We start from the raw sequence: 23,673 nt of genomic DNA on the forward strand, positions 1-23,673 counted from the left end.
GGCATCATGCGCAAGACCCTCACCCCCGTGATCCTGTCAGCCCTGCTTGCGGCCTGCGGGGCGGCCGGCACCGGCGATACCGACCAGCAGGCGCGCATCGCGCAGGCCGCGATCGCCACCGGCAATCCCTCGGCCGCGCTGGCGGCCACGGCGGGGGCGGCGGCGGCCAACCCGCGCGATGGCGCCGCCCAACTACGCCATGCCGAGATGCTCGCCGCCGGTGCGCGCTGGGACCAGGCCGCCGCCGCCTATGAACGTGCGGTGCAGGCTGACGGCACGTCGCGCACCGCGCGGCTCGGCCTCGGTCGCGCGCGGCTGCGCGGCGGCGATGCGGCGGGAGCCGAGGCCGCCTTCCGCGAGGCAATCGCCGCCCTGCCACGCGACCCGGGCGCGCAGAGCGGCCTTGGCGTGGCGCTCGACCACCAGGGCCGCCATCCGGAGGCGCAGGCGGCCTATCGCGCGGCGCTCGAACTCGACCCCACGCATGAAGGCGCGCGCACCAACCTCGCGCTGTCGCTCACTCTGTCGGGCCAGGGGGCCGAAGCCGTGCGCATGCTCGAGACGGTGGCGCGCGCCCCACAGGCCACGCCGCGTCAGCGGCACAACCTGGCGCTGGCCTATGCCGCCGCTGGCGATGCGCCCCGCGCGGCGGAGATGATGGCGCCCGAACTGGGCGATAACAGCCGGGAGGCGGCAGCGGCCTGGCGGCTCGCGCTGGCTGGCCCATGATCCGGCGGCGACGCGGAACTCTCGGGCGGCACGGCGCCGTCCTGCTCGAATTCGCCCTGACCGGGCCGATGCTGTTCGCCCTGATGATGACGGTGCTGGAAGGCGCATGGCAGGCGCTGACCGCCGCGACCCTCGACATCGGTGCGCGGGAGGCGTCGCGCTTCGGTGCGACCGGCCAGGCCATGCCGGACTGGCTGCCGCCGCCGGCCCCCACCACGCGGGAGGAAGCGGTGCGCCGCGTGGTGCTGCATTTCGGCCCCTACGTGCTGCAGCAGGACCGGCTCAGCGTCACCGTGCAGGTCTTCGCCGATGCCGCGGCGCTGTCGGCGCCCGGTTCGGCCCGCGCCGGCGCCGGCGGGGCGAGCGAGACGGTGATGTACGACCTCTCGTACCAGCAGCCCTTCCTCAGCCCCTTTCCCATGCTCGTGCTCGGGCGGACCAGCCTCGAGCACCGCTCGCGGATGATCGTGCGCAATGAACCCTTCCCGCCACCCTGACCGGCGCCGCCGGCGCGGGTCGGTGGCGGTCGAATTCACACTGGTCGCACCCATCCTGGCGGTGCTCGGCCTGGCTGTCCTGGACGTGGTGGACTTCCTGCGCGTGGCACTACGCCTCGAACGCACGGCGGGCGAGGTGGTAAACGTCGTCGCGCAGTACCAGGCGCTGCGCGAACAGGACTTCGCCACCATCTTCGATTTGGCCGGGCGCGTCGCCGCGCCCTATCGCGTCACGGCGTCGGATGGCGCGGTCATCCTGACCGCCATTGCCAATACCGGGACCGGGGCGATGGTGCTCTGGCAGCGCCGGCAGGGTTCGGGCGGCTATGCCAGCGCCTTCGGCACCGAGGGCGGGGCGGCCACCATCCCGGCCGGTTCGGCCGACCTCTCGCTCGCGATCGGCCAGAGCGCGCTCGCCGCCGAGATCTTCTACGCCCGCGAACCCTGGGTGCTGTCCGGACGCTTCCTGGCCGGCGACCCGTTCTCCCGCCTGCAATCCTTCGCGCTGCAGCGGCCGCGCATGGTCTCCATCCTGAGGATCTCGCCATGACATCCTTGCGCAAACTGCTGCGCGACCGCCGCGGCGCGGTGGCGATGCTGGCGGGCCTCGCGGCGATCCCGCTGCTCGCGATGGCCGGTGCGGCGATCGACCTGACCAGGCTGTACCTGCTGCATTCGCGCCTGGTCACAGCGGTCGATTCCGCGGCGCTGGCGGGCGCGCGCGTGATCAACGACCTCGACCGCGACGCGCAGATCCAGCGCTGGTTCTGGGCCAACTTCACGCGCGAGACGCGGCTCGGGCGCACCGGCTTCCTGGGGGCCGAGATCACCAGCTTCACCATCAGCGTCGAGGAATCGAACCGCGTCGTGCGCCTGCAGGTGCGTGCGGCCCTTCCCACCACGGTGCTGCGGGTGTTCGGCCAGGACACGCTGATCGCCACCGCCGACCACGCGGCGCGCCGCCAGGACCGCGGCATGGAACTCGCCCTCGTGCTCGACGTGACGGGCTCGATGGCCGGTGCGTCGATGACGGCGCTGCGCGATTCCGCGACCGAGCTCGTGAACATCCTGTACGGGCCGAACGAGACGATTCCGAATTTCTATATGTCCCTCGTGCCCTATACCTCGACCGTGAACATCGGCCGCGGGCGTAGCAACTGGCTGGCGCCGGGCAGCCTCGATCCCACCGCCTATGGCAGCACGGTCTGGCGCGGCTGCGTGCAGGCGCGCCACCTGAACGGCGAGGACGAGACCGACACGCCGCCCACCCTGGTGCCGTTCCGCCCGCATCTGTGGCCCTCGACCTCCGGGCGCTACAGCCCGAACCGGGGCGACAACGAGTGGAACAACCTCAACATCAACGAACCAAATCCCGAATCGCCCGCCTCCGACGCTGCGCAGAACGCGATCGGCAATGATGCGCGCGGGCCCAACCTCGGCTGCGGGCGCGCCATCACGCCGCTGGTGGCATCGCGCACGACCCTGTTGACCGAGATCGCGAACCTGCGTGCGACGCATCGCGGCGGCACCATGGCCAATCTGGGCCTGCAGATGGGCTGGGCCACGATCTCCCCGCGCTGGCGCGGGCTGTGGGGGTCGCCGACCCTGCCGCTCAACTACGACACGCCGTTCATGGACAAGGTCCTGGTACTCATGACCGACGGCAACAACGAATGGCACGACTGGGCCGAAGGCGCGCCCGGTGCCTGCCGTACCACCGGCAGCAACCCGCCCTGCCGCAGCGGCTACACCAGCGACGGCGACGCCGACATGACCGCCTATGGCCGCCTGCGCGAGAACCGGCTCGGCATCGCCGGCATCACCAATGCGCGCGCGCTCACCGAGATCAACGCCCGGATGTCGCGGCTGTGCACCTCCATCAAGGCGACCGGCACCATCGTCTATGCCATCACCTTCAACGTTTCGAACACCACGACGCAGAACCTCTACCGCACCTGCGCGACGCGGCCGGAATACTACTTTAACAGCCCGGACGCGACGGCGCTGCGCGCCGCGTTCCGCGAGATCGGCGGCCAGCTCGCGAACCTGCGCCTGATCCGCTGAACACGTGCCGTCGGCCCGAAGGCCGGCCGCCGGCACGAATGCTTGCAGCCAGCGGGCCAAGGCTGTAGGCGGCGGATCAAGACCAACCGGGAGCCGCCCATGAACCGCAGGCATGCCATCGCCCTTGCCGCCGCGTCCCTTGCCGCGCCGATCGCCGCGCGTGCGCAGGACGCCTGGCCCAATCGTCCCGTGACGCTGCTGGTGCCCTTCGCTGCCGGCGGGTCCAACGACGTGGTCGCACGCCTGCTCGCACCCGTTCTGGAAGCCCGCCTAGGCCAGCCCTTCGTGGTCGAGAACCGGCCCGGCGGCGGTGGCTCGCTCGGCATGGGCATGGTGGCGCGTGGGCGGCCGGACGGGTCGGTCTTCCTCATCTCCTCCGCCTCGAACCACGTGTTCCACCCGCTGGTCTCGGGCGACCTCGGCTACGACCCGCGCGAGGCGCTGCCCGCCGTCGCCATGCTGGTCGACGTGCCCAACGTGATCGCCGCCAACCCTGCCTTCGGCGTGACCAACGTGCAGGACCTGATCGCCAAGGTGCGGGCCACGCGCGGTGGGATCTCCTTCGCGTCCTCGGGCGTCGGCACATCGAACCACCTGGCGGGCGAGTTGTTCAGGCTGCGCACCGGCGTCGACCTGACGCACGTGCCCTATCGCGGCGGCGGGCCGGCCATCAACGACCTGATCGCCGGCACCGTGCCGATCGGCTTCATGAACCTGCCGACCGTCGCCCCGCCAGCCTCGGATGGACGCGTGCGCATCATCGCCGTCTGCACCGCGCAGCGCGTGTCGATCCGCCCCGACCTGCCGACCGTGATGGAGCAGGGCGTGCCGGACTACGCCGTGCGGTCCTGGACCGGGCTGTTCGCGCCGCGCGGCACGCCGGCCCCGATCGTCGAACGCTTCACCACCGCGGTACGTGATGCGCTGGCCGCCCCGCAGGTTGCCTCCCGCCTCGTCGCGATCGGGAGCGAGCCGCTCTACATGACCCCCGCCGAGACCGAGGCCTTCGTGCGCCAGGAATTCGACCGCTGGGGCCCGGTGGTTCGCGCCGCCGGAATCACGACGCAGGGCTGAACCCGCATGTTGGCCCGGCTGCTCGTGCAGGCGCGGCGCGAGGGCCGCCAGGTCGCTCCGCCGACGGTTCTGCCCGTGGATCTCGGCGCGGCGGCCGAGGTGCTGCTCGACCTGCGTTGACGCGCGGCGGGTCCTGCCACAGCCTCCGCGCCATGCGGAGGACTGCACCATGAAGATGCCGGGCCACGGGCGCTACGCCCACAGCGCGATCCCGACGCGCCCCACCTATGAATGGCCGAACGGCGCGCGGCTCGCGGTGGTGGTGTGCAACAACATCGAGGCGTTTGCCTATCGCGCGGGGTTGGGGTCCGACAGCACGGGCGCGGCGGCCCCGCAGGGGCAGCGCAACTACGCCTGGCGGGACTACGGCAACCGCGTCGGGCTGTGGAATATGCTCGACATGCTGGACGAGCTGGAGATTCCCTGCGCGCACAATGTGAACGGCGCGGTGCTCGATGCCTGCCCGGAGATCGCGCCGGCGCTGGTCGCGCGCGGGGATGAATTCGTGGGCCATGGCCGCACCAACGCCGAACGCCAGGACGGCATGTGGGAGGAGGATGAGCGGCGGCTGATCGCCGAAAGCCGCGACGCCATCATCCGGCATTCGGGCAGCGCGCCGGCCGGCTGGCTCGGCCCCTATATCGCGCAATCGGCGGTGACGCTGGACCTGCTGAAGGAGGAAGGCTTCTCCTACGTCATGGACTGGCCGGCGGATGACCAGCCCTTCTGGATGACGACGCGCGCCGGGCCGATGCTGTCGGTGCCCTATTCCATCGAGCTGAACGACAGCCCGGCGCAGGTTTTCCGCCAGCACACGGGCCGCCAGTTCGCCGAGATGATCATCGACCAGTTCGACGAGATGCTCGAACAATCCCGCAAGCGGCCGCTGGTGTGTTCGATCGTGCTGCACCCCTTCGTCGTCGGCCAGCCCTTCCGCCTGCGCGCGCTGCGCGATGCGCTGCGGCACGTGATGTCGCATCGCGATCGGCTGTGGGTGGCGCGGCCGGGGGAGATGGCACGCTACGCGGCCGGTCTGCCCAAGGGCGTCGTGCCGGGATCGGAGATGCTGCCATGACGCGCGTGCTGCCGGCCTGGCGGTCGCTGCTGTATGTGCCCGCGAGCGCCGAGAAATTCGTCGCGAAGGCGCATGAGCGCGGCGCGGATGTGGTGATCCTGGACCTCGAGGACGGCGTCGCGCCGGATGCGAAGGATGCGGCGCGCGCGGGGCTGGCGGCGTCGGTCGCCAGCGTGCGGCGCAATGGCGCGGATGTGGTGGTCCGCATCAACCGCCCCCTGCGCATGGCCGCGCGCGACATCGCCGCGGCGGTCGCGGCGGGCGCGGATGGGCTGGTCTGCACCAAGATGATGGGCGCGGATCATGTGCGGCTGCTGTCGGAACTGACCGCAGAATCCGAGGCAGAGTCCGGTCGGCCGATCGGCTCCGTGCGCTTCATCGTGCTGATCGAGGATGCGGCCGCTCTGGCACATGCGCAGGCCGTCGCATCCGCCGATCCGCGCGTCGTGGCGCTGGGGGTGGGCGGCGAGGACCTTGCGACGGACCTCGGCGCCGAGCCCACGCCCGATGCACTGGATCTGCCCAAGCGCATGGGCGTTGTCGCGGCGCGCGCGGCGGGCGTGCTGCCGCTCGGCTTCATCGGCACGGTGGCGGGGCTGAAGGACCTGGATGGCTATCGCGCCATGCTGCGGCGGTCGCGCGCCATCGGCTTCGCCTGCGCGTCCTGCGTGCATCCCTCGCAGGTGGCGATCATCAACGAGGAGTACGGCGCGCGGCCCGAGGAGGTCGCGCGCGCAAAGCGCCTCGTCGCGGCCTTCGAGGCGGCGCTGGCAGAAGGGAAGGGGGCGGTGGCTTTCGAGGGCGACATGATCGACAAGCCGATCGTGGATCGGGCGCGGCGGTTGATCGCACGGGCCGGCTAGACGACGGCGGTCATCCCGCCGTCGACGAACAGCAACTGGCCGTGCACGAAATCCGAGGCCGGCGCGGCGAGGAACACGGTCGCCCCGATCAGTTCCTCCACGCGCCCCCAGCGCCCTGCGGGCACGCGCTTGCACAGCCAATCCGTGAAGGCCGCATCCTGCACCAGCGCGCTGGTCAATTCCGTGTCGTAGTAGCCGGGCGCCAGCCCGTTCACGTTCACCCCGTGCTTCGCCCATTCGGCGCAAAGCGTGCGGGTGAGCATCTTCAACGCGCCCTTGCTCGTGGCATAGGGCGCGATGGTCGGGCGCCCCAGTTCGCTCTGCACCGAGCAGACTGTGATGATCTTGCCGCGCCCGCGCGCGACCATGCGCTTGCCCGCGGCCTGGCAGCAGTACCAGACGCCATCGACATTCACGTCCATCACGCGCCGCCAGGTCTCGGGCGGCATGTCCGTAGACGGCGCACGCAGGTTGATGCCGGCATTCGCCACCAGGATGGACAGCGGGCCATGCTCGGCTTCGATGGCGGCGATGCCGGCCTCGACCGCCGCGTGGTCCGTCACGTCGAAGGACGCGACCAGGGCGCCGGGCACATGCGCGCGCGCGGCTTCCAGCTTCGCCGCGTCCCGCCCGTTCAGCACCACGCGCGCCCCGGCCTCCGCCAGTCCGCGGGCCAGCGCCAGGCCGATCCCCTGGCTCGATCCGGTCACCAGGGCCAGCTTCCCCGTCAGGTCGAACAGCGCGCGCGACATCGGCGTTTCCCCGTGTAATCTGCGTGGCAAGGCTAGCGCCTGATCCGCGAAGGCGAAATCGCCGAAGCGGTGAATCGGTCGCTCAAATCAAGGCTACGACGCGATCCGGCGAAGTGGATCACGTCGGAAGGGAGACGCGCATGGACAAGCCGGGACTGTTGGTCGTGGGCGTGCTGCCCGATTGGGATCTCGAAGCCCTTGCGCGACGCTTCACCCTGCACCTGCTGTACGAAGCGCCCGACCGCGCCGCCTTCCTCGCGCAGCACGGCCCATCCATCCGCGCCATTGCGACCAAGGGCGAACTCGGCGCCGACCCGGCCATGATGGATGCGTGTCCGCAGGCGAAGATCATCGCCTGCTACGGCGTCGGCGTGGATGCCATCGACCTGCCCGCCGCCCGCGCCCGCGGCATCGCCGTGACCAACACGCCCGACGTTCTGACCGAGGACGTGGCCGACATGGCCTTCGCCCTGTTGCTGGCCACTGCGCGCGAGATCCCCGACTGCGACGCCTATGTGCGCTCCGGCACCTGGGCGAAGCAGGGGCCGATGCGCCTGGCCACGCGCGTCTGGGGCAAGCGAATCGGCATCGTGGGCCTGGGGCGCATCGGCCGTGCCATCGCGCGCCGCGCGGAGGGCTTCGGCATGGCCATCGCCTATTCCGGCCGCACGAAGAAGGACCTGCCCTACACCTTCCACGCCTCGCCGGCCGCGATGGCGCCGCATGTCGACATCTTCGTGGTCTCGGCTGCCGGCGGTGCGGCGACGGCTGGCCTGGTCGACCGCGCGGCGATCGAGGCGTTGAACCCCGGCGTGATCTTCGTGAATGTCTCGCGCGGGTCGGTGGTGGATGAGGCCGCGCTGATCGAGGCGCTGCAATCCGGCCGCATCGCCCGTGCGGGCCTCGACGTGTTCCACAACGAACCCGCCATCGCCCCGGTCTTCGCGAGTTTCCCGAACGCCGTGCTCTCCCCCCACCAAGCCTCGGGCACGGTGGAAACGCGCAAGGCCATGGGCGCGCTGATGCTCGCGAACCTCGAAGCGCATTTCGACGGCCGCCCGCTGCCGACCCCCGTGCCATGACCCGCGCCGTCGTCATCCATGCCGCCCACGACCTGCGCGTGGAACAGCGCGACACCGGAGAACCCGGGCCCGGCCAGGTGCGCGTGCGGGTCGCGGCCGGCGGCATCTGCGGGTCGGACTTGCACTACTTCCAGCACGGCGGCTTCGGCGCCATCCGCGTGAAGCACCCCATGGTGCTGGGGCACGAGGTCGCCGGCGTGATCGACGCGGTGGGCGATGGCGTGACCGCGCTCAAGCCCGGCCAGTCGGTGGCGGTGAACCCCTCGCTGCCCTGCGGCCGCTGCCGGTATTGCCTCGAAGGCGCCGCGCAGCACTGCCTCGACATGCGCTTCTACGGCAGTGCGATGCGCGACCCGCATGTCGATGGCGGCTTCCGCGAATGCCTGGTCTGCGAAGCCGCGCAGGCCGTGCCGCTACCCGACGGCCTCGACACCACCACAGCCGCCTTCGCTGAACCGCTCGCCGTCTGTCTGCATGCCGCGCGCCAGGCCGGCCCGCTGCTGGGCCGTCGCGTGCTGGTCACCGGCTGTGGTCCGATCGGCGCGCTTGCCATCGCCGCCGCGCGCATGGGTGGCGCGCGGGAGATCGTGGCGACCGACCTCAGCGACGCGCCGAAGGCGATCGCGCTGCGCATGGGCGCGGACCGTTTCCACGCCGATGGCCTCGACGCCTACACCCCCGACAAGGGCTTCTTCGACGTCGCGCTGGAAGCCTCCGGTAGCCCGCGCGCGCTGCTCGGCATCCTGCCTGTGGCGCGCCCCGGCGGGACCATCGTGCAGATCGGCATCGGCGGTGACGTGCCCGTGCCGATGTCGGTGCTGGCGGCCAAGGAGATCACCTGGCGCGGCACCTTCCGCTTCCACGCCGAATTCGCCATGGCGGTCGAAGCCCTGGCGGCGCGGCGCATCGATGTCGCGCCGCTGCTGACCGAACGCTTCCCCATCGAACGTGCGGCGGAAGCCTTCGCCCTGGCCGCCGACCGCACGCGCGCGATGAAGGTGCAGATCGCCTTTTGAGGCTCAGGCGGCGGCCGGCACCGCGCGCGCCATGCCGCCGAACAGCCCGAGCATCCGCTCGCGCCACGCATGCACGGCGTCATCCGCAGCCAGCAGTTCCAGCGGGCTCACAACCCGCGCCCACATGAAGCCGCCGAACACGGTGTAGTCGGCATAATCCGGCGCCGCGCCGCCCAGGAAATCCCGCCCGCGAAGCGCATGGCGCAGCGGCAGCAGGGATGCGCGGAAGGCCGGCAGGCGGTCCTCGCGCCCGGCCGTCACCTCGGACAGCGCCTTGCCGTAGCGCTTCTCGCGGCTGGTCACGAAATAGGCGCGGTCCACATCATCCAGCAGCGGCGGAATGTCGGTCACGATCAGCCCGGCGATGCCCGCATGCAGCACCGTATCCGTCCAGGCGCCGATGAAGCGGTACGGCTCCGGCGCGCCATGCATCAACGACGGCGCCTGCGGATAGGCGGCGTCGAGATGCCGCGCGATGTCGAAGGATTCGACCACCACGGCATCGCCATCCACCAGCACCGGCACCTTGTCGTGCCTGGCGAAGGCCAGGCGCTCGGTCTCGGTGAAGCGCCAGGGCACGCTGTCGAAGTCCAGCCCCTTGTGCGCCAGCGCCATGCGGCTGCGCCAGCAGAAGGGGCTGAACACGCGCGCAGGATCGCTCCCGCAGAGTTCGAATAATTGCCGAGCCATCAAGCGTCTCCCGTTGGTCTGTTCATGCGACGCGCGGGTCCAGCAGCGCCAGCGCCTGGCGCGCCGCACCGCGCAGCAAGGCGGGTTCGGGGCGTGCGCGCGCCAGCACGCGCAACCCCATCACGGTCGTCAGCAGCCCCCGCGCCAGGTCGCGCGCTGATCGCCCGCGGGCTATGCCGCCAGCGCGCTGCCCCGCCACCACGCAGCGGCGGAAGAACGCTTCGAGTTCCGCCAGGCGCGCCGCGACGATGGCGCCGATCGCCTCGTCATGCGGTGCCACTTCCAGCGCGGTGTTCACCAGCAGGCAGCCGCGCCGGTCGGCGCAGGACCGCGCCACCACCTCATGCAGGAAGGCCTTGATGGCGTCGCGCGGCGGATGCGTCGCTTCCAGCCGCGCGATGCGCTCGCGCATGTTGCGGTCGAGATATCGGTCCAGGCAGCGCGCGAACAGCGCATGCTTGTCGCCGAAGCTGTTATACAGGCTGGCCGCGCCCAGCCCCATCGCCTGGCCCAGGTCGCGCACCGAGGTCGCCGCATAGCCATGCTCCCAGAAGCGCAGCATGGCGGCATCCAGGGCGGCGTCCTCATCAAAGGCACGGGGTCGGGCCAGGGCGGGCGGTCTCCGGTCAGGCCGGCAGGATATGGAACGAGTGTTCCAGTATCAAGCCGCGCTGCGCGGCGCCGTATCCCGCACCACGCCCAACCCCCGCAGCCGCGCCAATTCCGCGGCCCCCAGCACCGGCCCCAGAACCTCGTCATTGTGCTCGCCGATGCGCGGAGCGGGGCGCGCCAGAACGCCAGGCGTGCCGGACAGGCGTGGCACCATGCCGTGCATCGGCAGCCAGCCGCCGGGCATGTCGTCGTCCGGCACTTCGATCAGCGCCTCACGCTCGATCGTGTACGGGTCGGTCTCCAGCATGGCGGTGTCCATGATGGGGCCTATGGTCACGCCGGCGCGGTCGAAATGCGCGACGTTCTCCGCCAGCGTGCGCTGCCCGATCCAGCCGCCGATGATCGCATCCAGCTCCTGCCAATGCTGCAGGCGTGCGGGGTTGTTCACGAAGCGCGGGTCGGTCACCAAATCCGCGCGATTGATCGACCGGAACAGCTTCTCCGTCATCCCCTGCGTGGAGGCCGACAGGCACACCCACCCGCCATCGGACGTGCGGTACGCATTGCGCGGCGAGGTATTGGTCGACCGGCTGCCGGTGCGCGCCTTGCGCTTGCCGGTGATGCGCCAATTCGCCACCTGCGGTTCCAGCACGCTGAACAGCGGTTCGAACAACGACACGTCCAGCACCTGCCCCCCGCCGCCCGCTTCCGCATGGCGCAGCGCGATCATCGCGACGGATGCGCCATACAGTCCCGCATAGGCATCGCCCATGAACATCGGCGGCAGCACCGGCTCGCGGTCGTCGAAGCCGTTCACCGCGGCAAAGCCGGAATAGCCCTCGACCAGCGTGCCGAAGCCCGGCTTGTGGCGATACGGCCCGTCCTGCCCCCAGCCGGAGATCCGCACCACCACCAGCGCGGGATTGATCGCCAGCAGGTCGGCAGGCGCCAACCCCATCGCCTCCAGCACGCCCGGGCGGAAGGATTCCACGAACATCGTGGCGCCCTTCACCAGCGCCTTCACCGCCGCGATCCCCTCCGGTCGCTTGAGGTCCAGCGCCACCGACTTCTTGTTGCGGCAGATGGTCTTCCACGATGTCTCGACACCGCCGACCCGCCAGGCGCGCAGCGTGTCGCCCTCGGGCGGTTCGACCTTCACGACCTCCGCACCATGGTCGGAGAACACCTTGGTCAGCACATTGCCCGCCACCAGGCGCGACAGGTCCACCACCCGCACGCCCTCCATGGCGCCGCGCGCGGCCGGGTCGAACGCCTTGCGATGGATCTGCACCACGCCGGTCAGCCTTCTGGCCGGATGTTCGCGGCCTGCGCCACCTCGCGCCAGCGGTCGTATTCGGTGCGCAACAGCGCGGCGAAGTCGGCCGGCGACATCGGCGAGGGCCGCGCGCCTTCGGCCTGGAACAGCCGCGCCATGTCCGGTTCCGCGAGCGCCGCATTCGTCTCGCTGTTCAGCCGCGCCAGGATCGGTTCCGGCAGCCCCTTCGGCGCGAACAGGCCCCACCAGATGTCGCTCTCGTAGTCGATCCCCTGCTCGCGCACGGTCGGTGCCGGGCGCGACCCCTCCGGCGCGCCGGGCGCGGTATAGGCCAGCAGCCGCACCCGCCCGTCGCGCACCACGCCCGCCGCGCTCGGCATGGTCGTGATCAGCACCGGGATATGCCCCGCCACCAGGTCGTTCACCGCGGGCGGCATGCCGCGGTAGGGCACGTGGTTCATGCGGATGCCCGCGCGCAGGCAGAAATACTCGGTGACGAAGTGGTTGATCCCGCCTGGACCGGACGACCCGAAATCGATCGACCCCGGCCGCTCGCGCGCCATGCGTACCAAGTCTGCCAGCGTGCGCGCCGGGAAGTCCAGGTTGGTCAGCACGATGAAGGGCGACCGTGCCAGCAGCGCCACCGGCGTGAAATCCCCCAGCACCGTCCAGGGCACGCGCTGCGCGATCGACGTCGTCATGAAGGACGACGATGAGACCATCAGCGTGTAGCCATCCGCCGGCGCCTGCGAAACCGCCGTGGCACCGATGGCACCCCCCGCGCCGGCGCGGTTCTCGATCACCACCGGCTGCCCCAGGCGCTGCTGCAGCCGTTCGGCCAGCGGGCGCGCCACCACGTCGTTCGACCCGCCGGGCGGGAAGGGCACCACGATGCGCACCGGCCGGTTCGGCCAGGCCCCTTGCGCGCGCACCGCCGGTGCCGCCAGCAGGCCCACCCCTGCCAGCAGCGTGCGCCGTCCAATCCCGTCGATCATCCGCATCTGTCGCGTTCCTTCCCGTTGGCACCCAGTCTTGCCCATCCCCGCGCGCGCCGGAAGCACCGCGCCATGAACCCCGTGTTCACCCGCGCCATGCCACACCCGCCCCAGGGACCAGGAGGGTCTTTGCCCATGCCCGAGGACCGGCCGTTCCGCGAATGGCCGCTCGAACAACTGGCCGAGCAGGCCATCCTGCATGCGTCCAACCAGGCCGTGCTGGCCGGCCTGGCGGTCGAGGTCGCGCATCGTCCCGGCACGCGCGCGCGTGCCCTGCACGCCCGCCTGCAGCGCCTGCACGAGGAAGCCGGCGCCGCGCCACGCGGCCAGGCCGTGGCCGAATTGCGTGACTTGCTCGCCAGCGCGGCCGCCGAGATCGCCCGCCTGCGCAGCGCGCTGGCCTTGGCCGAGGTCCGCCTGGTCCAGGCCCAGGACGGTGCGCCAAGCGAACTCGGCCCGCATCGGCGCGTCTACCTCACGCCCGATGCGCCGGCCTGGCTGGTCAGCGAGGTGCGCCGCGCCTTCCGCCGCCGCTACCACCCCGACAGCCACGGCAACGCCAACCGCCGCGGCCGTGCCGAGGAAGTCTTCAAGCGCGCCGAGGCGGTCTTCGCCGAGATCGAGCGACACGGCTGACCGCGTGTTCGGCACGTCCGGCATCGGCGCCCACCCGCGCATCGGGCCGAATGGCTAGGCGCCGCCGGACACCCCGAATGCGGCACACGGCGCGTTCCCGAACCGGCGCTGATCCGCCGTCTCCGGAGCGAGTCTTTCGCCCGCGAAAACAACCATGAAGTGTGTGGCCCCAACCCCTGATGCGTAGAAGTCTTGTCGCAAGACTGCTATGTCTCAAAAATAATGATGGGCTCGAACCCCCAATCGATGTCGGATACGTCCGCCCTCGCGAACAAGAAGGCCCTGACCAACTGGCCGTCCTCGCGGCTGCTCGAATGCGCCGAGGCGCATCCGCACGACATCGAACTGCTGGCCTTCATCCTGGGCGAACTCGGCCGGCGCGATGTCGAGGTCGCGCAATCCGCCGCGCGGCGCGTCTCCCAGTTGCTGAACCGCGCCGAGAGCGGTGCCGCCGAGAACCCCACCGCGGCCGCCATCGAACGCGATGGCCGCCTGGAGCACCTGCGCGCCCGCCTCGAGGCGACCGAGCAGCGCCTGCGCGAGGCTGAAAGCCGCGCCGCCGCCGCCGAGCGCGCCCTGGCCACCGAGGCGCTTCCCGCGCGCAGCAACGGGTTGCTCCGCCGCGTGCACCTGGCCGAGACCGCGCCCGCCTGGCTGGTCGATGCCGCGCGGCGCGCCTTCCGCCTGCGCTTCCACCCCGACCGCTTCGCCGACCCGGCGATGAAGTCGCGGGCGGAGGAGACCTTCAAGGAAGCCGAGGAAGTCTTCCGCCAGATCACGACGAGCCACGGCGGCTGACCCGCCGCGGGGGCGCTACAGCGCCGCCGCCGCCTCCAGCACCTGCGCCGCATGCGCCTCCGGCTTCACCTTCCGCCAGACCTTCACGATCTTCCCGTCCGCGCCGACCAGGAAGGACGACCGCTCCATCCCCATATACGTCTTGCCGTACATCGATTTCTGCACCCACACGCCATAGGCCTCGGCCACCGTGTGGTCCTCGTCCGACGCCAGCGGGAATTCCAGCGCGTACTTCTTCGCGAACTTCTCGATCGGCGCCATCGGGTCCGGGCTGACGCCGATCACCTCGATCCCGATCTTCCCAAGTGCGGGCAGCGCCTCCTGCACGCCGCAGGCCTGCTTGGTGCAGCCTGGCGTATCCGCCTTCGGGTAGAAATAGATCAGGTAGGGCTTGCCCTTCAGTCCGGCGGAGGACACCTCGCGCCCGCCGCTCGCCTTCATCTTGAAGGCAGGTGCCTTCTTGCCCTCGACCAACTCGCTCATGTGTCCCCCTGCATCTCCGGGCGGCCCAGGCGGCGTTCGAAGATCGCCCGCACCGCCATCGCCCGTCCGGCCATCTGTGCCTGGAGTCCCGGGAGGTCAACCGGCGCGCCCTCCGCGTCGATCCGCCGGCAGGCATTCAGCAGCGCCGCCGCCACGCTCTCCGGCAGCGCCTGTTCGCGCCAGGGCCCGACCGTCAGGCGCAGCAGCCCGCTCACGGTGCGCCACAGGCGCTCCGCCGCGATCAGCGTCGCGGCCTCATCCGTGCCCAGCGCGCCGATCCCGGCGAGGTTCGCGAGCGCAACTCGCGTCGTGGGCGCGAGCGCGCGCGGATGCGCCCGAGCATGGACCAGCTGCAGCGCCTGCGCGATGAACTCCACCTCGACCAACCCGCCGCGGCCGAGCTTCACATCCCAGGGCCCGTCGGGCGGCAGGTCGCGCAGCATGCGCGCGCGCATCGCGACCGCATCGGGAATCGCCTTCTCCGCCGCATCGGGGCGCAGCAGCGCGGCCCGGATCGCCGCCTCGACGCGCCGGCGCAGCGCAGGCGGGCCGGCCACCACGCGCGCCCGGGTCAGCGCCATGCGCTCCCAGGTCCAGGCATCCTCGGCGTGGTAGCGCTCGAAGGCGGATAGCGAGACGGCGACCGGCCCCTTCGACCCGGACGGCCGCAGGCGCATGTCCACCTCATACGACTTGCCCTCGGCGCCCGGTGCCGCGATCGCCGCCACCATCTGGTGCGCGAGCCGCGTGAAATACTGGCTGGCGGGCAGCGGGCGGATCGGCGGGGCGCCACGCTTGGCGCGCCCCTCGCTGGTCTCGGCCCCCTCGGCATGGTCGTAGATCAGAATGAGGTCGAGGTCCGACCCCGGCAGCATCTCCCGCCCGCCCAGCTTGCCCAGCGCCACGATCGCCAGCGCGCCCCCCTTGACCTTGCCGTGCCGCTCCGCGAAGGCGGCGGTGACATGGGGCAACAGGGAGGACATCGCGGCATCGGCCAGGGCGGAGCGCGCCTCGCCGGCCGCATCGACATCGAGCGTGCCCTCGAGCGTGGCCGCGTCGATCTCGAACTTGCCCTCGTGCACCAGGCGGCGCGCGGCCTCCAGCGCTTCCTCGATGTGATGCGCCTCGCGCAGCAGGGCAGGCAGGGTGGCCGCGGCGCTGCCGACCGTGCCCCCCGCGCCCATCAGCAACCCTTCCAGCGCGGCGGTGTGGCGCGACAGGTGGTCCGCCAATTGCGGCGCCGCCCCCAGCACGCCCGCGAGCCGATCCAGCAGCGGCGGGTTGCGCGCCAGCAGCGACAGCACCTGCACCCCCGCCGAGAGCCGCCCGAACACGCCATCCAGCCGCTGGATCGCGGTGTCCGGGTCGCGCTGCTTCGCGAAGGCCGCCAGCAGCGCCGGCATCAGCGCGGTCAGCAATTCGCGCGCCCGTTCGCTGCGCGTGGCGCGCGTGTGCCCGTGGTGCCAGCCGCGGACCAACGCCGCCACGCCGGACGGATTCGCGTAGCCCATGGCGCGAAGTGTGGCGATGGTGCCGGGGTCGTCCTCGACGCCGGTGAAGACCAGGCTGCCATCTACCGCCTCGGCGCCCAGCGTCGGCTCGGCTTCGAACATGCGCCCGTAATGGCGTTCCACCTGCGCCATGTGGCCGGTGAAGGCCACGCGGAAGGCCTCGGCATCCGCGAAGCCCATGAAGGAGGCGATGCGCGCCACACCCTCCGCATCCTCGGGCATGCGGTGGGTCTGGCGGTCGGCCACCATCTGCAGCCGGTGCTCGAGGTTGCGCAGGAACACATAGGCATCCGCGAGGTCGGCGGCGGCGCGCCGGTCGATCTTGCCGGCGGCGGCGAGTGCGACCAGCGCGCCGAGGGTGGTCGGGTCGCGCAGCCCCGGGTCGCGCCCGCCCCAGATCAGCTGCAGCACCTGCGCGGTGAATTCGATCTCGCGGATGCCCCCGCGGCCGAGCTTCACGTCGTGGCCTTCCACCTGGACGGTGGCGTTGGCCCCCTTGGCCCCCTTGTGCGCGTGGATCTGTCGCTTGATGGAATGGATGTCGGCCACCGCGGCGAAGTCGAGGTGGCGGCGCCACACGAAGGGGCGGATCTCGCGCAGGAAGCTCTCGCCCGCCGCGCGGTCGGCGCCCACCGGGCGCGCCTTGATCATGGCCGCGCGTTCCCAGTTCTGCCCCATGCTCTCGTAGTAGGTGATGGCGGCCGGGATCGAGACCGCGAGCGGCGTGGCCGCCGGGTCCGGGCGCAATCGCAGATCCGTGCGGAAAACATAGCCCTCCGCCGTGCGTTCCTCCAGCAGCCGGACCATGTCGCGGGCGATGCGGACATAGACCGCCTGCGCCCGGTCGGCGTGGTAGGCTGCCGCCGAGGGCTCGTACAGCACCATGAGGTCGACATCCGACGAGTAGTTCAGTTCCCGCCCGCCGAGCTTGCCCATGCCGAGCACGACCAGGCCGGAATTCCGCCCCACCAGGCGCGGATCCGCCCGGGATGCGCCGGGCAGGCGCAATTCGCCCCGCGCGGCGGCGTCGCGCAGCAGGTGGGCGCAAGCCGCGTCGATCGCTGCCTCCGCCAGGTCCGACAGCGCCCCGGTTACGCGGTCGAGCGGCCACAACCCGGTGATGTCCCCGACGGCCGCCGCCAGCGCACCCTGCCGCTTGGCCTGGCGCAGGATGGTGGCGAGTGCCGCGCGGGGCGTGGCGGGGTCGATGCGCGACAGCGGGTCGAGCGCACGTTCGAACGCCGCATCCGGCCCGCGTTCTGCCAGCGCCAGCAGGGCGGCGGATTCCCGCACCGCGAGTTCCGCGAGATACGGGCTGTGCCCCCCCAGCGCGGCCAGCAGCGCCGCGCCCTCGGGGCTGGCGGCGAAGTCGCGTTCTGCCGCGCCGCGCTCGGCGAAGTGCTCGGCCGCCAGCCTCGCGGCGGCGGGGTCGAAGGGGCGGGGCAGGCGTTCGGTGCTGAAGCAGGCCGTCATGGCCGGGCAGGGAACAGGTGAGGCGGGCCGCGGGTCAAGCCGGGCACTTCCTGAACCGCCTGCTGCGGCTGGTGCTGGCCGCGGTTGTCCTGGCCACGGCCGGCGTCGCGGCGGCTGCCTGGCGGCTCGCGCAGGGCCCGGTGGAGGTGCCCTGGCTCGCCCAGCGGGCCGAGGCCGCCTTCAACACCGCCGATGCCCCCGCGCGGCTGTCGATCGGCGAAGCCTCGGTCGCCTGGGCCGGCTGGCGGGACGGCCATCGTTCCCCCCTGGAATTCACCCTGCGCCGGGTGCGCGCCGTCGATGCCGCCGGGGCTGTGCGGGCCGAACTGCCCGATGCGGTGATCTCGCTCTCGCCGTCCTGGCTGCTGCGCGGCCAGGTGGCGCCCCGTGCGCTCGAGATGCGCGGCCTCAGCCTGCGGGCGGTGCGCGGGGCGGATGGCGGCTTCAGCCTGGGCCTCGGCCTGCTGGCTCCGGCCGCGCCCGACGCACCCCCGCCGACCGGCCCGACCGGTGCCGAGGAAGCGGTGCAGACGATCCTGGCCGAGATGATGCACCCGCCCTCCGACGCCACGCCGCTGGCGGCGCTGCGGCTGCTGCGGCTGGCTGATACGCGGCTGGTGGTCGCCGATGCGCAGCTCGACCGCACCTGGTCGGTCGATATCGGCATGCTGTCGCTCACGCGGCGCGATCGCGGCGGGCTAGACCTCGTGGGCAGTGGCGTGGCGGCGCTGGGGCCCGAGCGCGTGCCGCTCCGCCTGTCCGGCATGATCGAAGGCGCGACCAGCGACGGCCGGCTGACCTTGAGCCTGCCCACCATCAGCCCCGCCGCGCTCGCCCGCGCCGCGCCGGTGCTGCGGCCGCTCGCGGCACTCGATGCGCCGGCCTCGATCGCGCTCGACGTCCAGATCGCGGGGCTGCGGCTGCCCTCGCGCGCGCAGGCGCGGCTGCGGGTGGGCGGCGGCGCCATCGACCTCGGCGCGCGCGGGCGCGTGCTGCTAGGCGCGGCGGAGGCGGACCTCACGCTCGACGGCCAGGTGCTCACGCTGGACCGCGCGGTGCTGCGGCCCGCGCCCGCGCGCGTCGGCGCCATCCCGCCCGTGATCGAGGCATCCGGCCAGGCGCGGCTCGATGGCGAGGCCTGGCAGGGCGAGGCGCGGCTGCGCGTGGACCGCCTGGCCTTGGGCGACCTGCCGCAGCATTGGCCCGCGGGCATCGCGCCCGGCGCGCGCGGCTGGCTTACCGCGAACCTGACCGCCGGTGTCGCGCGCGACGGTGCCTGGCGCATCGCCGTCGCCGGCGATGTCGCGACCGGCGCGGTACGCATCACGGCCCTCGAGGGCAGCGCGCTGGCCGAGGACGTGACCGTCCACTGGCTGCGCCCGATCCCGCCGGCCGAGGGCGTGCGCGGGCGGGCCAACTTCGCGCTCGATGCCATCACCATCGATGTCGCGGCGGGCCAGCAATCCGGCACCGGGATCGTGGTGCGCGAGGGCGCGGTGCGCATCGGCTTCGACACCGAACCCGAGACGGCGGAGATCAACCTGGTTGCCGCCGGGCCGCTCGCGGATGTCTGGGCCTTGCTGCGCCACCCGCGGCTGCGCCTGTTCGAACGCCGCCCGCCGCCGATCACCGCCATCACCGGCACGTTGCGCGAGGCGCGGCTGCAGGTCTCGCTGCCGCTGCTCAGCGAGGTGCCGACCGAGGCGGTGCGCGTGAACGCCTCGGGCCGCGGCACGGATGTGCGGGTGCCGCGCGCCATCCTCGGCCGCGACATCGAGCGCGGCGCCTTCGACTTCGCGGCCGACACCGAGGGGCTGCGCGTCAACGGCACCGCGACGCTCGCCGGCATCCAGCTGCGCCTGACTCAGGAGGCCGATTTCCGCCCAGGCCCGGCGGGCCAGGTTGTCGCGCGCGAAACCGCGGTGGGCCGCGCCGATGCGGCGCAGCTGGCCGGGCTCGGGCTCGACCCGCGGCCGCTGGTGGAAGGGCAGGTGGGCATCGACATCCGCGGCGAGACGCGGCGCAACGGCCAGGGGCGGATGCAGCTGCGCACGGATCTCACGGCGGCACGGCTGTCGGTGGAACCGCTCGCCTGGGCCAAGCCGCCCGGCGTGCGCGCGACCGGCGAGGCGACCATCGTGATGCTGAACGGGTCGCTCGTATCGATCGACGCCATCCGCGTGGAGGCACCCGATACGTTGCTGCGCGGGCGCGCGATCAACCCGCGCGACAACATCCCGCAGCGCATCGAGATCCAGCAGGGCAACCTGGGTCGCAACCGCTTCACCGCCGAGATCGCGCCACCCGCCGGTCGGACCGGCAACTGGACGATCGGCATGCGCGGGCCAGTGCTGGACCTGGTCCCGGTCCTCGCCGCCGCACCCCCGCCGGCGCAGGGCGCGCAGTCCTCGCCCGGGCCGGGCGCCGCGGTGGAGGCGCGCTTCGACCGCATGCTGCTGGCCCGCGACCAGGCGCTGACGGGCGTCAGCGCGACCACGCGCGTGGATGGCCATGGCGTGATCCTGGCGGCGGACCTGACCGGCACGGTGGCCGGCGGCAGCGCGCCCTTCACCATGCGCATCGCGCAGGAGGCGGCGCTGCGGCGCCTGCGCATCGCCACCGACGATGGTGGCGCCCTGTTGCGCGCCTTCGGCGTGCTGCGCACCGTGCAGGGCGGGCGGCTCGCGGTCGATGCCACCTATGCCAGTGCGCGACCCAACGCGCCGCTGTCGGGCAATGCGACGCTCGAGGATTTCGCGGTGCGCGATGCGCCGGCGCTCGCCAAGCTGCTGCAGGCCATGACGGTGTTCGGCGTATTCGAAGCACTCGACCAGCGCGGCCTGTCCTTCGCATCACTCACCGCGCCCTTCGTGCTGACGCGCGAGGCGCTGGTACTGAACGATGCGCGCGCCTTCTCGGTCTCGCTGGGCGTCACCGCCAGGGGGCGCATCGACCGGCTGCGCGAGACGATCGACATGGAGGGCACCATCGTGCCGGCCTATGTGTTCAACTCGCTGCTCGGGCGCATTCCCATCCTCGGGCGCATCTTCAGCCCCGAGCAGGGCGGCGGGCTGTTCGCCGCGACCTACCGGATGCGCGGCCCGCTGGCCGACCCTTCGGTGAGCGTGAACCCGCTGGCCGCGCTCACGCCCGGCTTCCTGCGCGGCATCTTCGGCATCGGGCAGGAGGCGGCGGGCAGCACCCCTGCGGCGCCGCGGTAGCGTGGCGACGCGCGCCGTCCTAGCCTTCGCGCATCACGCAAGGAGCACCATCATGGCGGGCATCGCGAAGGGCGCGGCGGAACAGGCGCTGATGGAGGCCGCGCGGCGCGTGCTGCCCGGCGGCGGCTTCGGCAATTTCGCGCCCGACATCGTGGTGGCCGAAGGCCAGGGCGGGCACGTGCGCGATGTCTCGGGCAACGACTACATCGACTACCTGCTGGGCTCCGGGCCGATGTTCATCGGCCACAACCACCCCGCGGTGACCGCGGCGGTGCTCGCGCAGATCCCGCGCGGAACCACCTTTTTCGCCAACAGCGAACCGGGCATCCGCCTCGCGGAAGCCATCGTGGACGCCGTCGCCTGCGCCGACCAGGTGCGCTTCGTCTCCTCCGGCAGCGAGGCCGACGCCTATGCGATGCGCCTGGCGCGCGCGGTCAGCGGCCGGCCGAAGATCGTGAAGTTCGAGGGCGGCTACCACGGCATGTCCGACTGGGGGATGATGAGCCTCGCGCCCAAGCGCCTCGCGAATTTCCCCGAAGCCGTGCCCGACAGCGCCGGCATCCCCGACGCCATCCGCAACGAGGTGCTGGTCGCGCCCTTCAACGACACCGAGGCCGCGGTGCGCCTGATCGAGGCCCGCGCGCAGGAGATCGGCGGCGTCATCCTGGAGCCCTTCCAGCGCCTGATCCCGCCGAAGCACGGCTTCCTCGCCGCCATCCGCGAGGTGACCGCGCGCCTGGGCATCCCGCTGATCTTCGACGAGGTCGTGACCGGCTTCCGCTTCGCCTATGGCGGCGCGCAGGAACACTACGGGGTGACCCCCGACATCTGCACGCTCGGCAAGATCATCGGCGGCGGCTTCCCGCTGGCCGCGGTGGCCGGGCGTGCGGAGATGATGAAGCATTTCGACCGCGCGGCGGTGGCCGAGGACGGCTTCCTGATGCAGGTCGGCACGCTGTCGGGCAATCCGGTCGCCGCGGCGGCGGGCCTCGCGACGCTCGAGGTGCTGCGCGAACCCGGCGCGTATGAGGGTGTCTTCGCCACCGGCCGGTCGCTGATGGACGGGCTGACTGGCCTGATCCACGAGGCCGGCATCCCGGCCCAGGTGGTGGGCGAGGCGGTGATGTTCGACGTGGTCTATGCCGATGGCGACATGCGCGACTACCGCGCCATCTGCCGCCAGGACACCGCGATGCAGAAGCACGTCAACGGCGTGCTGCGCGCGCGCGGGATCCTGAAGGGCGAGAGCAAGTACTACCTCTCCACCGCGCATACGGCCGAGGACGTGGCGCAGACGCTCGATGCCTTCCGCGCCGCCATGGCGAGCCTGCCGGCAACCAGACGGGTCGCCTGAGCGTATCGAAAATATCTCCGCCGCCTGCCATATGGACCGTGATGGACATTCAATACTGGCTGCCTCTCCTCGGCTTCATCGGCGCGAACTTCGTCGTCGCGCTGTCCGGCGCCGTCTTCAAGCCCGGCGCCTGGTACGAGGGCCTGGCGAAGCCGTCCTGGAACCCGCCGAACTGGGCCTTCGCGCCGGCCTGGACGGTGCTCTACATCCTGAACGCGGTGGCGGGCTGGCTGGTGTGGCGTGAGGTCGGCTTCGCCGGCGGCGCGCTGGCGCTCGGCGTCTATGGCGTGCAACTGCTGTTCAATGCGGGCTGGTCGGCGGTGTTCTTCGGGATGCGGCGGCCGGACCTGGCATTCGTCGAGGTCATCGGGCTGTGGCTGTCGATCCTGGCCACGATCATCCTGTTCCTGCCGATCAGCCAGACGGCTGGGCTGATCCTGCTGCCCTACCTGGCCTGGGTGAGCTTCGCGGCCTTCCTGAACCTGACGATCTGGCGGCTCAACCCGGTTCGCGCCTGACGGCGGCGTGGCGTCTCGCGGATCGCGCGGATGCGCGACCCGGGAGCACGGCGCGCAAGCCAAACGGCCGGAGGCCGCGCCCGGCGCCTGAGGGCACAAGAACGGATCGCGCAGCGATCCGGGAGCGCACGGCGCGCAAGCCAAGCGGCCGGAGGCCGCGCCCGGCGCCTGAGGGCACGATAACTACCGCGTCCCCCACATCCGGTCCCCGGCATCCCCCAGCCCAGGCCGAATATACCCGTGGTCGTCCAGCGCCCGGTCGATCGCCGCCGTCCACAGCGGCACGTCCGGATGCCGGTCGTGGAAATGCGCGATGCCCTCGGGTGCGGCCAGCAGGCACACGAAGCGGATGTCGGTGCACCCGCGCGCCTTGAAGCGATCCACCGCCGCCACCGCCGAATGCGCGGTCGCAAGCATCGGATCGAGCAGCAGTACCGTGCGCTCCGCCACGTCCGAGGGCGCCTTGAAGTAGTACTCCACCGCCTGCAGCGTCGCCGGGTCCCGGTACAGCCCCACATGCGCGACGCGCGCGGCGGGTACCAGCGCCAGCATACCATCCAGCATCCCCAGCCCCGCGCGCAGCACGGGGGCGAGCACCAGCTTCCGCCCGGCGATGCGCGGCGCCATCATGGGTTCGAGCGGTGTGGAGATCGGCACCTGCTCGACCGGCAGGTCGCGCGTGACCTCGTAGCAGAGCAGCCCTGCGATCTCGCCCAGCAGCCGGCGGAAGTCGCTCGATGCGCAGCTGCTCTCGCGCATCAGGGTCAGCTTGTGCTGCACCAGCGGATGCGTGACGTGGTTCACCTGGCCCGTCATGCCGCCGCCCGCCCGATCATCCCGCGCATTCCGCCACCCCTGTTTCCGGCTCCCCTGTTTCGCGCATCGCGCGGGCGCGGACCAGGGGGCGGTGCCGGGAAGGCTACGACGCAATTCACCTTAAGGTTGAAATTCGTA

Annotated in this window: 22 protein-coding genes; 14 read left to right on the forward strand and 8 right to left on the reverse strand. The window is 71.8% G+C overall.

The features are described 5' to 3' along the window. Nucleotides 1-6 precede the first annotated feature (6 nt). The 7 genes from MWM08_RS09830 (at nt 7) to MWM08_RS09860 (ending at nt 6,302) form a co-directional block, all read left to right on the forward strand. Nucleotides 7-729, forward strand: a complete 723-nt coding sequence (locus MWM08_RS09830) for a tetratricopeptide repeat protein (RefSeq protein WP_244459257.1) — start codon at nt 7-9, stop codon at nt 727-729. Beyond that, nucleotides 726-1,226, forward strand: coding sequence for a TadE/TadG family type IV pilus assembly protein (locus tag MWM08_RS09835; RefSeq protein ID WP_244459258.1), 501 nt, complete (start codon nt 726-728; stop codon nt 1,224-1,226). Before MWM08_RS09830 ends, MWM08_RS09835 begins: the two co-directional genes overlap by 4 nt. After that, a complete protein-coding gene (locus MWM08_RS09840) occupies nt 1,204-1,776 on the forward strand; it encodes a TadE/TadG family type IV pilus assembly protein (protein WP_244459259.1) in 573 nt (190 codons plus the stop codon). Before MWM08_RS09835 ends, MWM08_RS09840 begins: the two co-directional genes overlap by 23 nt. Further along, on the forward strand, nt 1,773-3,290 hold the full coding sequence (locus MWM08_RS09845) for a TadE/TadG family type IV pilus assembly protein (RefSeq protein WP_244459260.1): 1,518 nt from the start codon (nt 1,773-1,775) through the stop codon (nt 3,288-3,290). Before MWM08_RS09840 ends, MWM08_RS09845 begins: the two co-directional genes overlap by 4 nt. A 99-nt stretch (nt 3,291-3,389) precedes the next feature. Then, nucleotides 3,390-4,364: a Bug family tripartite tricarboxylate transporter substrate binding protein gene (locus tag MWM08_RS09850; RefSeq protein ID WP_244459261.1), complete on the forward strand. Its 975-nt coding sequence runs from the start codon at nt 3,390-3,392 to the stop codon at nt 4,362-4,364. Nucleotides 4,365-4,533: 169 nt separating this feature from the next. Next, nucleotides 4,534-5,439, forward strand: coding sequence for a polysaccharide deacetylase family protein (locus tag MWM08_RS09855; RefSeq protein WP_244459262.1), 906 nt, complete (start codon nt 4,534-4,536; stop codon nt 5,437-5,439). Continuing rightward, the gene (locus MWM08_RS09860) at nt 5,436-6,302 is read left to right on the forward strand and encodes an HpcH/HpaI aldolase/citrate lyase family protein (protein WP_244459263.1); all 867 of its coding nucleotides are present in this window, start codon (nt 5,436-5,438) and stop codon (nt 6,300-6,302) included. The genes MWM08_RS09855 and MWM08_RS09860 overlap by 4 nt, the downstream gene beginning before the upstream one ends. Here the strand turns inward: MWM08_RS09860 and MWM08_RS09865 are convergent. Further along, complete coding sequence (locus MWM08_RS09865) at nt 6,299-7,054, reverse strand: SDR family oxidoreductase (protein WP_244459264.1); 756 nt, start codon at nt 7,052-7,054, stop codon at nt 6,299-6,301. The two genes, MWM08_RS09860 and MWM08_RS09865, sit on opposite strands and share 4 nt — an antisense overlap. Nucleotides 7,055-7,194: 140 nt before the next feature. On the opposite strand from MWM08_RS09865, the gene MWM08_RS09870 reads away from it, so the two are divergent. Continuing rightward, nucleotides 7,195-8,136 (forward strand): 2-hydroxyacid dehydrogenase, encoded by a 942-nt coding sequence (locus MWM08_RS09870; RefSeq protein ID WP_244459265.1) that lies wholly within the window; start codon nt 7,195-7,197, stop codon nt 8,134-8,136. Continuing rightward, complete coding sequence (locus MWM08_RS09875; protein WP_244459266.1) at nt 8,133-9,152, forward strand: L-idonate 5-dehydrogenase; 1,020 nt, start codon at nt 8,133-8,135, stop codon at nt 9,150-9,152. Before MWM08_RS09870 ends, MWM08_RS09875 begins: the two co-directional genes overlap by 4 nt. A gap of 3 nt (nt 9,153-9,155) precedes the next feature. Here the strand turns inward: MWM08_RS09875 and MWM08_RS09880 are convergent, their stop codons facing one another. The 4 genes from MWM08_RS09880 to MWM08_RS09895 form a co-directional block, all read right to left on the reverse strand. After that, nucleotides 9,156-9,797, reverse strand: coding sequence for a glutathione S-transferase family protein (locus tag MWM08_RS09880; RefSeq protein WP_244459267.1), 642 nt, complete (start codon nt 9,795-9,797; stop codon nt 9,156-9,158). A 67-nt stretch (nt 9,798-9,864) separates the two neighbouring features. After that, on the reverse strand, nt 9,865-10,404 hold the full coding sequence (locus MWM08_RS09885) for a TetR/AcrR family transcriptional regulator (protein WP_244459268.1): 540 nt from the start codon (nt 10,402-10,404) through the stop codon (nt 9,865-9,867). Nucleotides 10,405-10,503: 99 nt separating this feature from the next. Further along, nucleotides 10,504-11,748, reverse strand: coding sequence for a CaiB/BaiF CoA transferase family protein (locus tag MWM08_RS09890; RefSeq protein ID WP_244459269.1), 1,245 nt, complete (start codon nt 11,746-11,748; stop codon nt 10,504-10,506). 5 nt (nt 11,749-11,753) lie between these two features. Then, nucleotides 11,754-12,731, reverse strand: a complete 978-nt coding sequence (locus MWM08_RS09895) for a Bug family tripartite tricarboxylate transporter substrate binding protein (protein ID WP_244459270.1) — start codon at nt 12,729-12,731, stop codon at nt 11,754-11,756. 129 nt (nt 12,732-12,860) lie between these two features. On the opposite strand from MWM08_RS09895, the gene MWM08_RS09900 reads away from it, so the two are divergent. Beyond that, complete coding sequence (locus MWM08_RS09900; RefSeq protein ID WP_244459271.1) at nt 12,861-13,361, forward strand: hypothetical protein; 501 nt, start codon at nt 12,861-12,863, stop codon at nt 13,359-13,361. A gap of 246 nt (nt 13,362-13,607) precedes the next feature. Beyond that, a complete protein-coding gene (locus tag MWM08_RS09905; protein ID WP_244459272.1) occupies nt 13,608-14,159 on the forward strand; it encodes a hypothetical protein in 552 nt (183 codons plus the stop codon). Between the two features lie 15 nt (nt 14,160-14,174). On the opposite strand, the gene bcp is transcribed toward MWM08_RS09905, so the two are convergent. Next, a complete protein-coding gene (bcp, locus tag MWM08_RS09910; RefSeq protein WP_244459273.1) occupies nt 14,175-14,642 on the reverse strand; it encodes a thioredoxin-dependent thiol peroxidase in 468 nt (155 codons plus the stop codon). Beyond that, a complete protein-coding gene (locus tag MWM08_RS09915; RefSeq protein ID WP_244459274.1) occupies nt 14,639-17,626 on the reverse strand; it encodes a bifunctional [glutamine synthetase] adenylyltransferase/[glutamine synthetase]-adenylyl-L-tyrosine phosphorylase in 2,988 nt (995 codons plus the stop codon). Before MWM08_RS09915 ends, bcp begins: the two co-directional genes overlap by 4 nt. Before the next feature lie 17 nt (nt 17,627-17,643). On the opposite strand from MWM08_RS09915, the gene MWM08_RS09920 reads away from it, so the two are divergent. From MWM08_RS09920 to MWM08_RS09930, 3 genes are read left to right on the forward strand one after another with little or no spacing between them, the layout of a single operon-like run. Next, nucleotides 17,644-20,847, forward strand: a complete 3,204-nt coding sequence (locus MWM08_RS09920; protein ID WP_244459275.1) for a DUF3971 domain-containing protein — start codon at nt 17,644-17,646, stop codon at nt 20,845-20,847. A gap of 52 nt (nt 20,848-20,899) precedes the next feature. Continuing rightward, nucleotides 20,900-22,201, forward strand: a complete 1,302-nt coding sequence (locus MWM08_RS09925; RefSeq protein ID WP_244459276.1) for an aspartate aminotransferase family protein — start codon at nt 20,900-20,902, stop codon at nt 22,199-22,201. Nucleotides 22,202-22,242: 41 nt separating this feature from the next. Further along, entirely contained in the window at nt 22,243-22,719 is a 477-nt protein-coding gene (locus tag MWM08_RS09930) for a TspO/MBR family protein (protein WP_244459941.1), read from the forward strand. 183 nt (nt 22,720-22,902) lie between these two features. Here MWM08_RS09930 and upp read toward each other — a convergent pair whose 3' ends face one another. Beyond that, nucleotides 22,903-23,535 (reverse strand): uracil phosphoribosyltransferase, encoded by a 633-nt coding sequence (upp, locus tag MWM08_RS09935; RefSeq protein WP_244459277.1) that lies wholly within the window; start codon nt 23,533-23,535, stop codon nt 22,903-22,905. Nucleotides 23,536-23,673 lie beyond the last annotated feature (138 nt).

Source organism: Roseomonas fluvialis, assembly GCF_022846615.1.
GTDB classification, from domain to species: domain Bacteria; phylum Pseudomonadota; class Alphaproteobacteria; order Acetobacterales; family Acetobacteraceae; genus Neoroseomonas; species Neoroseomonas fluvialis.

Excerpts from the sequence above, each read along its gene's own strand:
- MWM08_RS09830 (WP_244459257.1), top strand. The coding sequence starts at position 7 with ATGCGCAAGACCCTCACCCCCGTGATCCTGTCAGCCCTGCTTGCGGCC.
- MWM08_RS09835 (WP_244459258.1), top strand. The coding sequence starts at position 726 with ATGATCCGGCGGCGACGCGGAACTCTCGGGCGGCACGGCGCCGTCCTG.
- MWM08_RS09840 (WP_244459259.1), top strand. The coding sequence starts at position 1,204 with ATGAACCCTTCCCGCCACCCTGACCGGCGCCGCCGGCGCGGGTCGGTG.
- MWM08_RS09845 (WP_244459260.1), top strand. The coding sequence starts at position 1,773 with ATGACATCCTTGCGCAAACTGCTGCGCGACCGCCGCGGCGCGGTGGCG.
- MWM08_RS09850 (WP_244459261.1), top strand. The coding sequence starts at position 3,390 with ATGAACCGCAGGCATGCCATCGCCCTTGCCGCCGCGTCCCTTGCCGCG.
- MWM08_RS09855 (WP_244459262.1), top strand. The coding sequence starts at position 4,534 with ATGAAGATGCCGGGCCACGGGCGCTACGCCCACAGCGCGATCCCGACG.
- MWM08_RS09860 (WP_244459263.1), top strand. The coding sequence starts at position 5,436 with ATGACGCGCGTGCTGCCGGCCTGGCGGTCGCTGCTGTATGTGCCCGCG.
- MWM08_RS09865 (WP_244459264.1), bottom strand. The coding sequence starts at position 7,054 with ATGTCGCGCGCGCTGTTCGACCTGACGGGGAAGCTGGCCCTGGTGACC.
- MWM08_RS09870 (WP_244459265.1), top strand. The coding sequence starts at position 7,195 with ATGGACAAGCCGGGACTGTTGGTCGTGGGCGTGCTGCCCGATTGGGAT.
- MWM08_RS09875 (WP_244459266.1), top strand. The coding sequence starts at position 8,133 with ATGACCCGCGCCGTCGTCATCCATGCCGCCCACGACCTGCGCGTGGAA.
- MWM08_RS09885 (WP_244459268.1), bottom strand. The coding sequence starts at position 10,404 with ATGCTGCGCTTCTGGGAGCATGGCTATGCGGCGACCTCGGTGCGCGAC.
- MWM08_RS09895 (WP_244459270.1), bottom strand. The coding sequence starts at position 12,731 with ATGCGGATGATCGACGGGATTGGACGGCGCACGCTGCTGGCAGGGGTG.
- MWM08_RS09900 (WP_244459271.1), top strand. The coding sequence starts at position 12,861 with ATGCCCGAGGACCGGCCGTTCCGCGAATGGCCGCTCGAACAACTGGCC.
- MWM08_RS09905 (WP_244459272.1), top strand. The coding sequence starts at position 13,608 with ATGTCGGATACGTCCGCCCTCGCGAACAAGAAGGCCCTGACCAACTGG.
- bcp (WP_244459273.1), bottom strand. The coding sequence starts at position 14,642 with ATGAGCGAGTTGGTCGAGGGCAAGAAGGCACCTGCCTTCAAGATGAAG.
- MWM08_RS09915 (WP_244459274.1), bottom strand. The coding sequence starts at position 17,626 with ATGACGGCCTGCTTCAGCACCGAACGCCTGCCCCGCCCCTTCGACCCC.
- MWM08_RS09925 (WP_244459276.1), top strand. The coding sequence starts at position 20,900 with ATGGCGGGCATCGCGAAGGGCGCGGCGGAACAGGCGCTGATGGAGGCC.
- MWM08_RS09930 (WP_244459941.1), top strand. The coding sequence starts at position 22,243 with ATGGACATTCAATACTGGCTGCCTCTCCTCGGCTTCATCGGCGCGAAC.
- upp (WP_244459277.1), bottom strand. The coding sequence starts at position 23,535 with ATGACGGGCCAGGTGAACCACGTCACGCATCCGCTGGTGCAGCACAAG.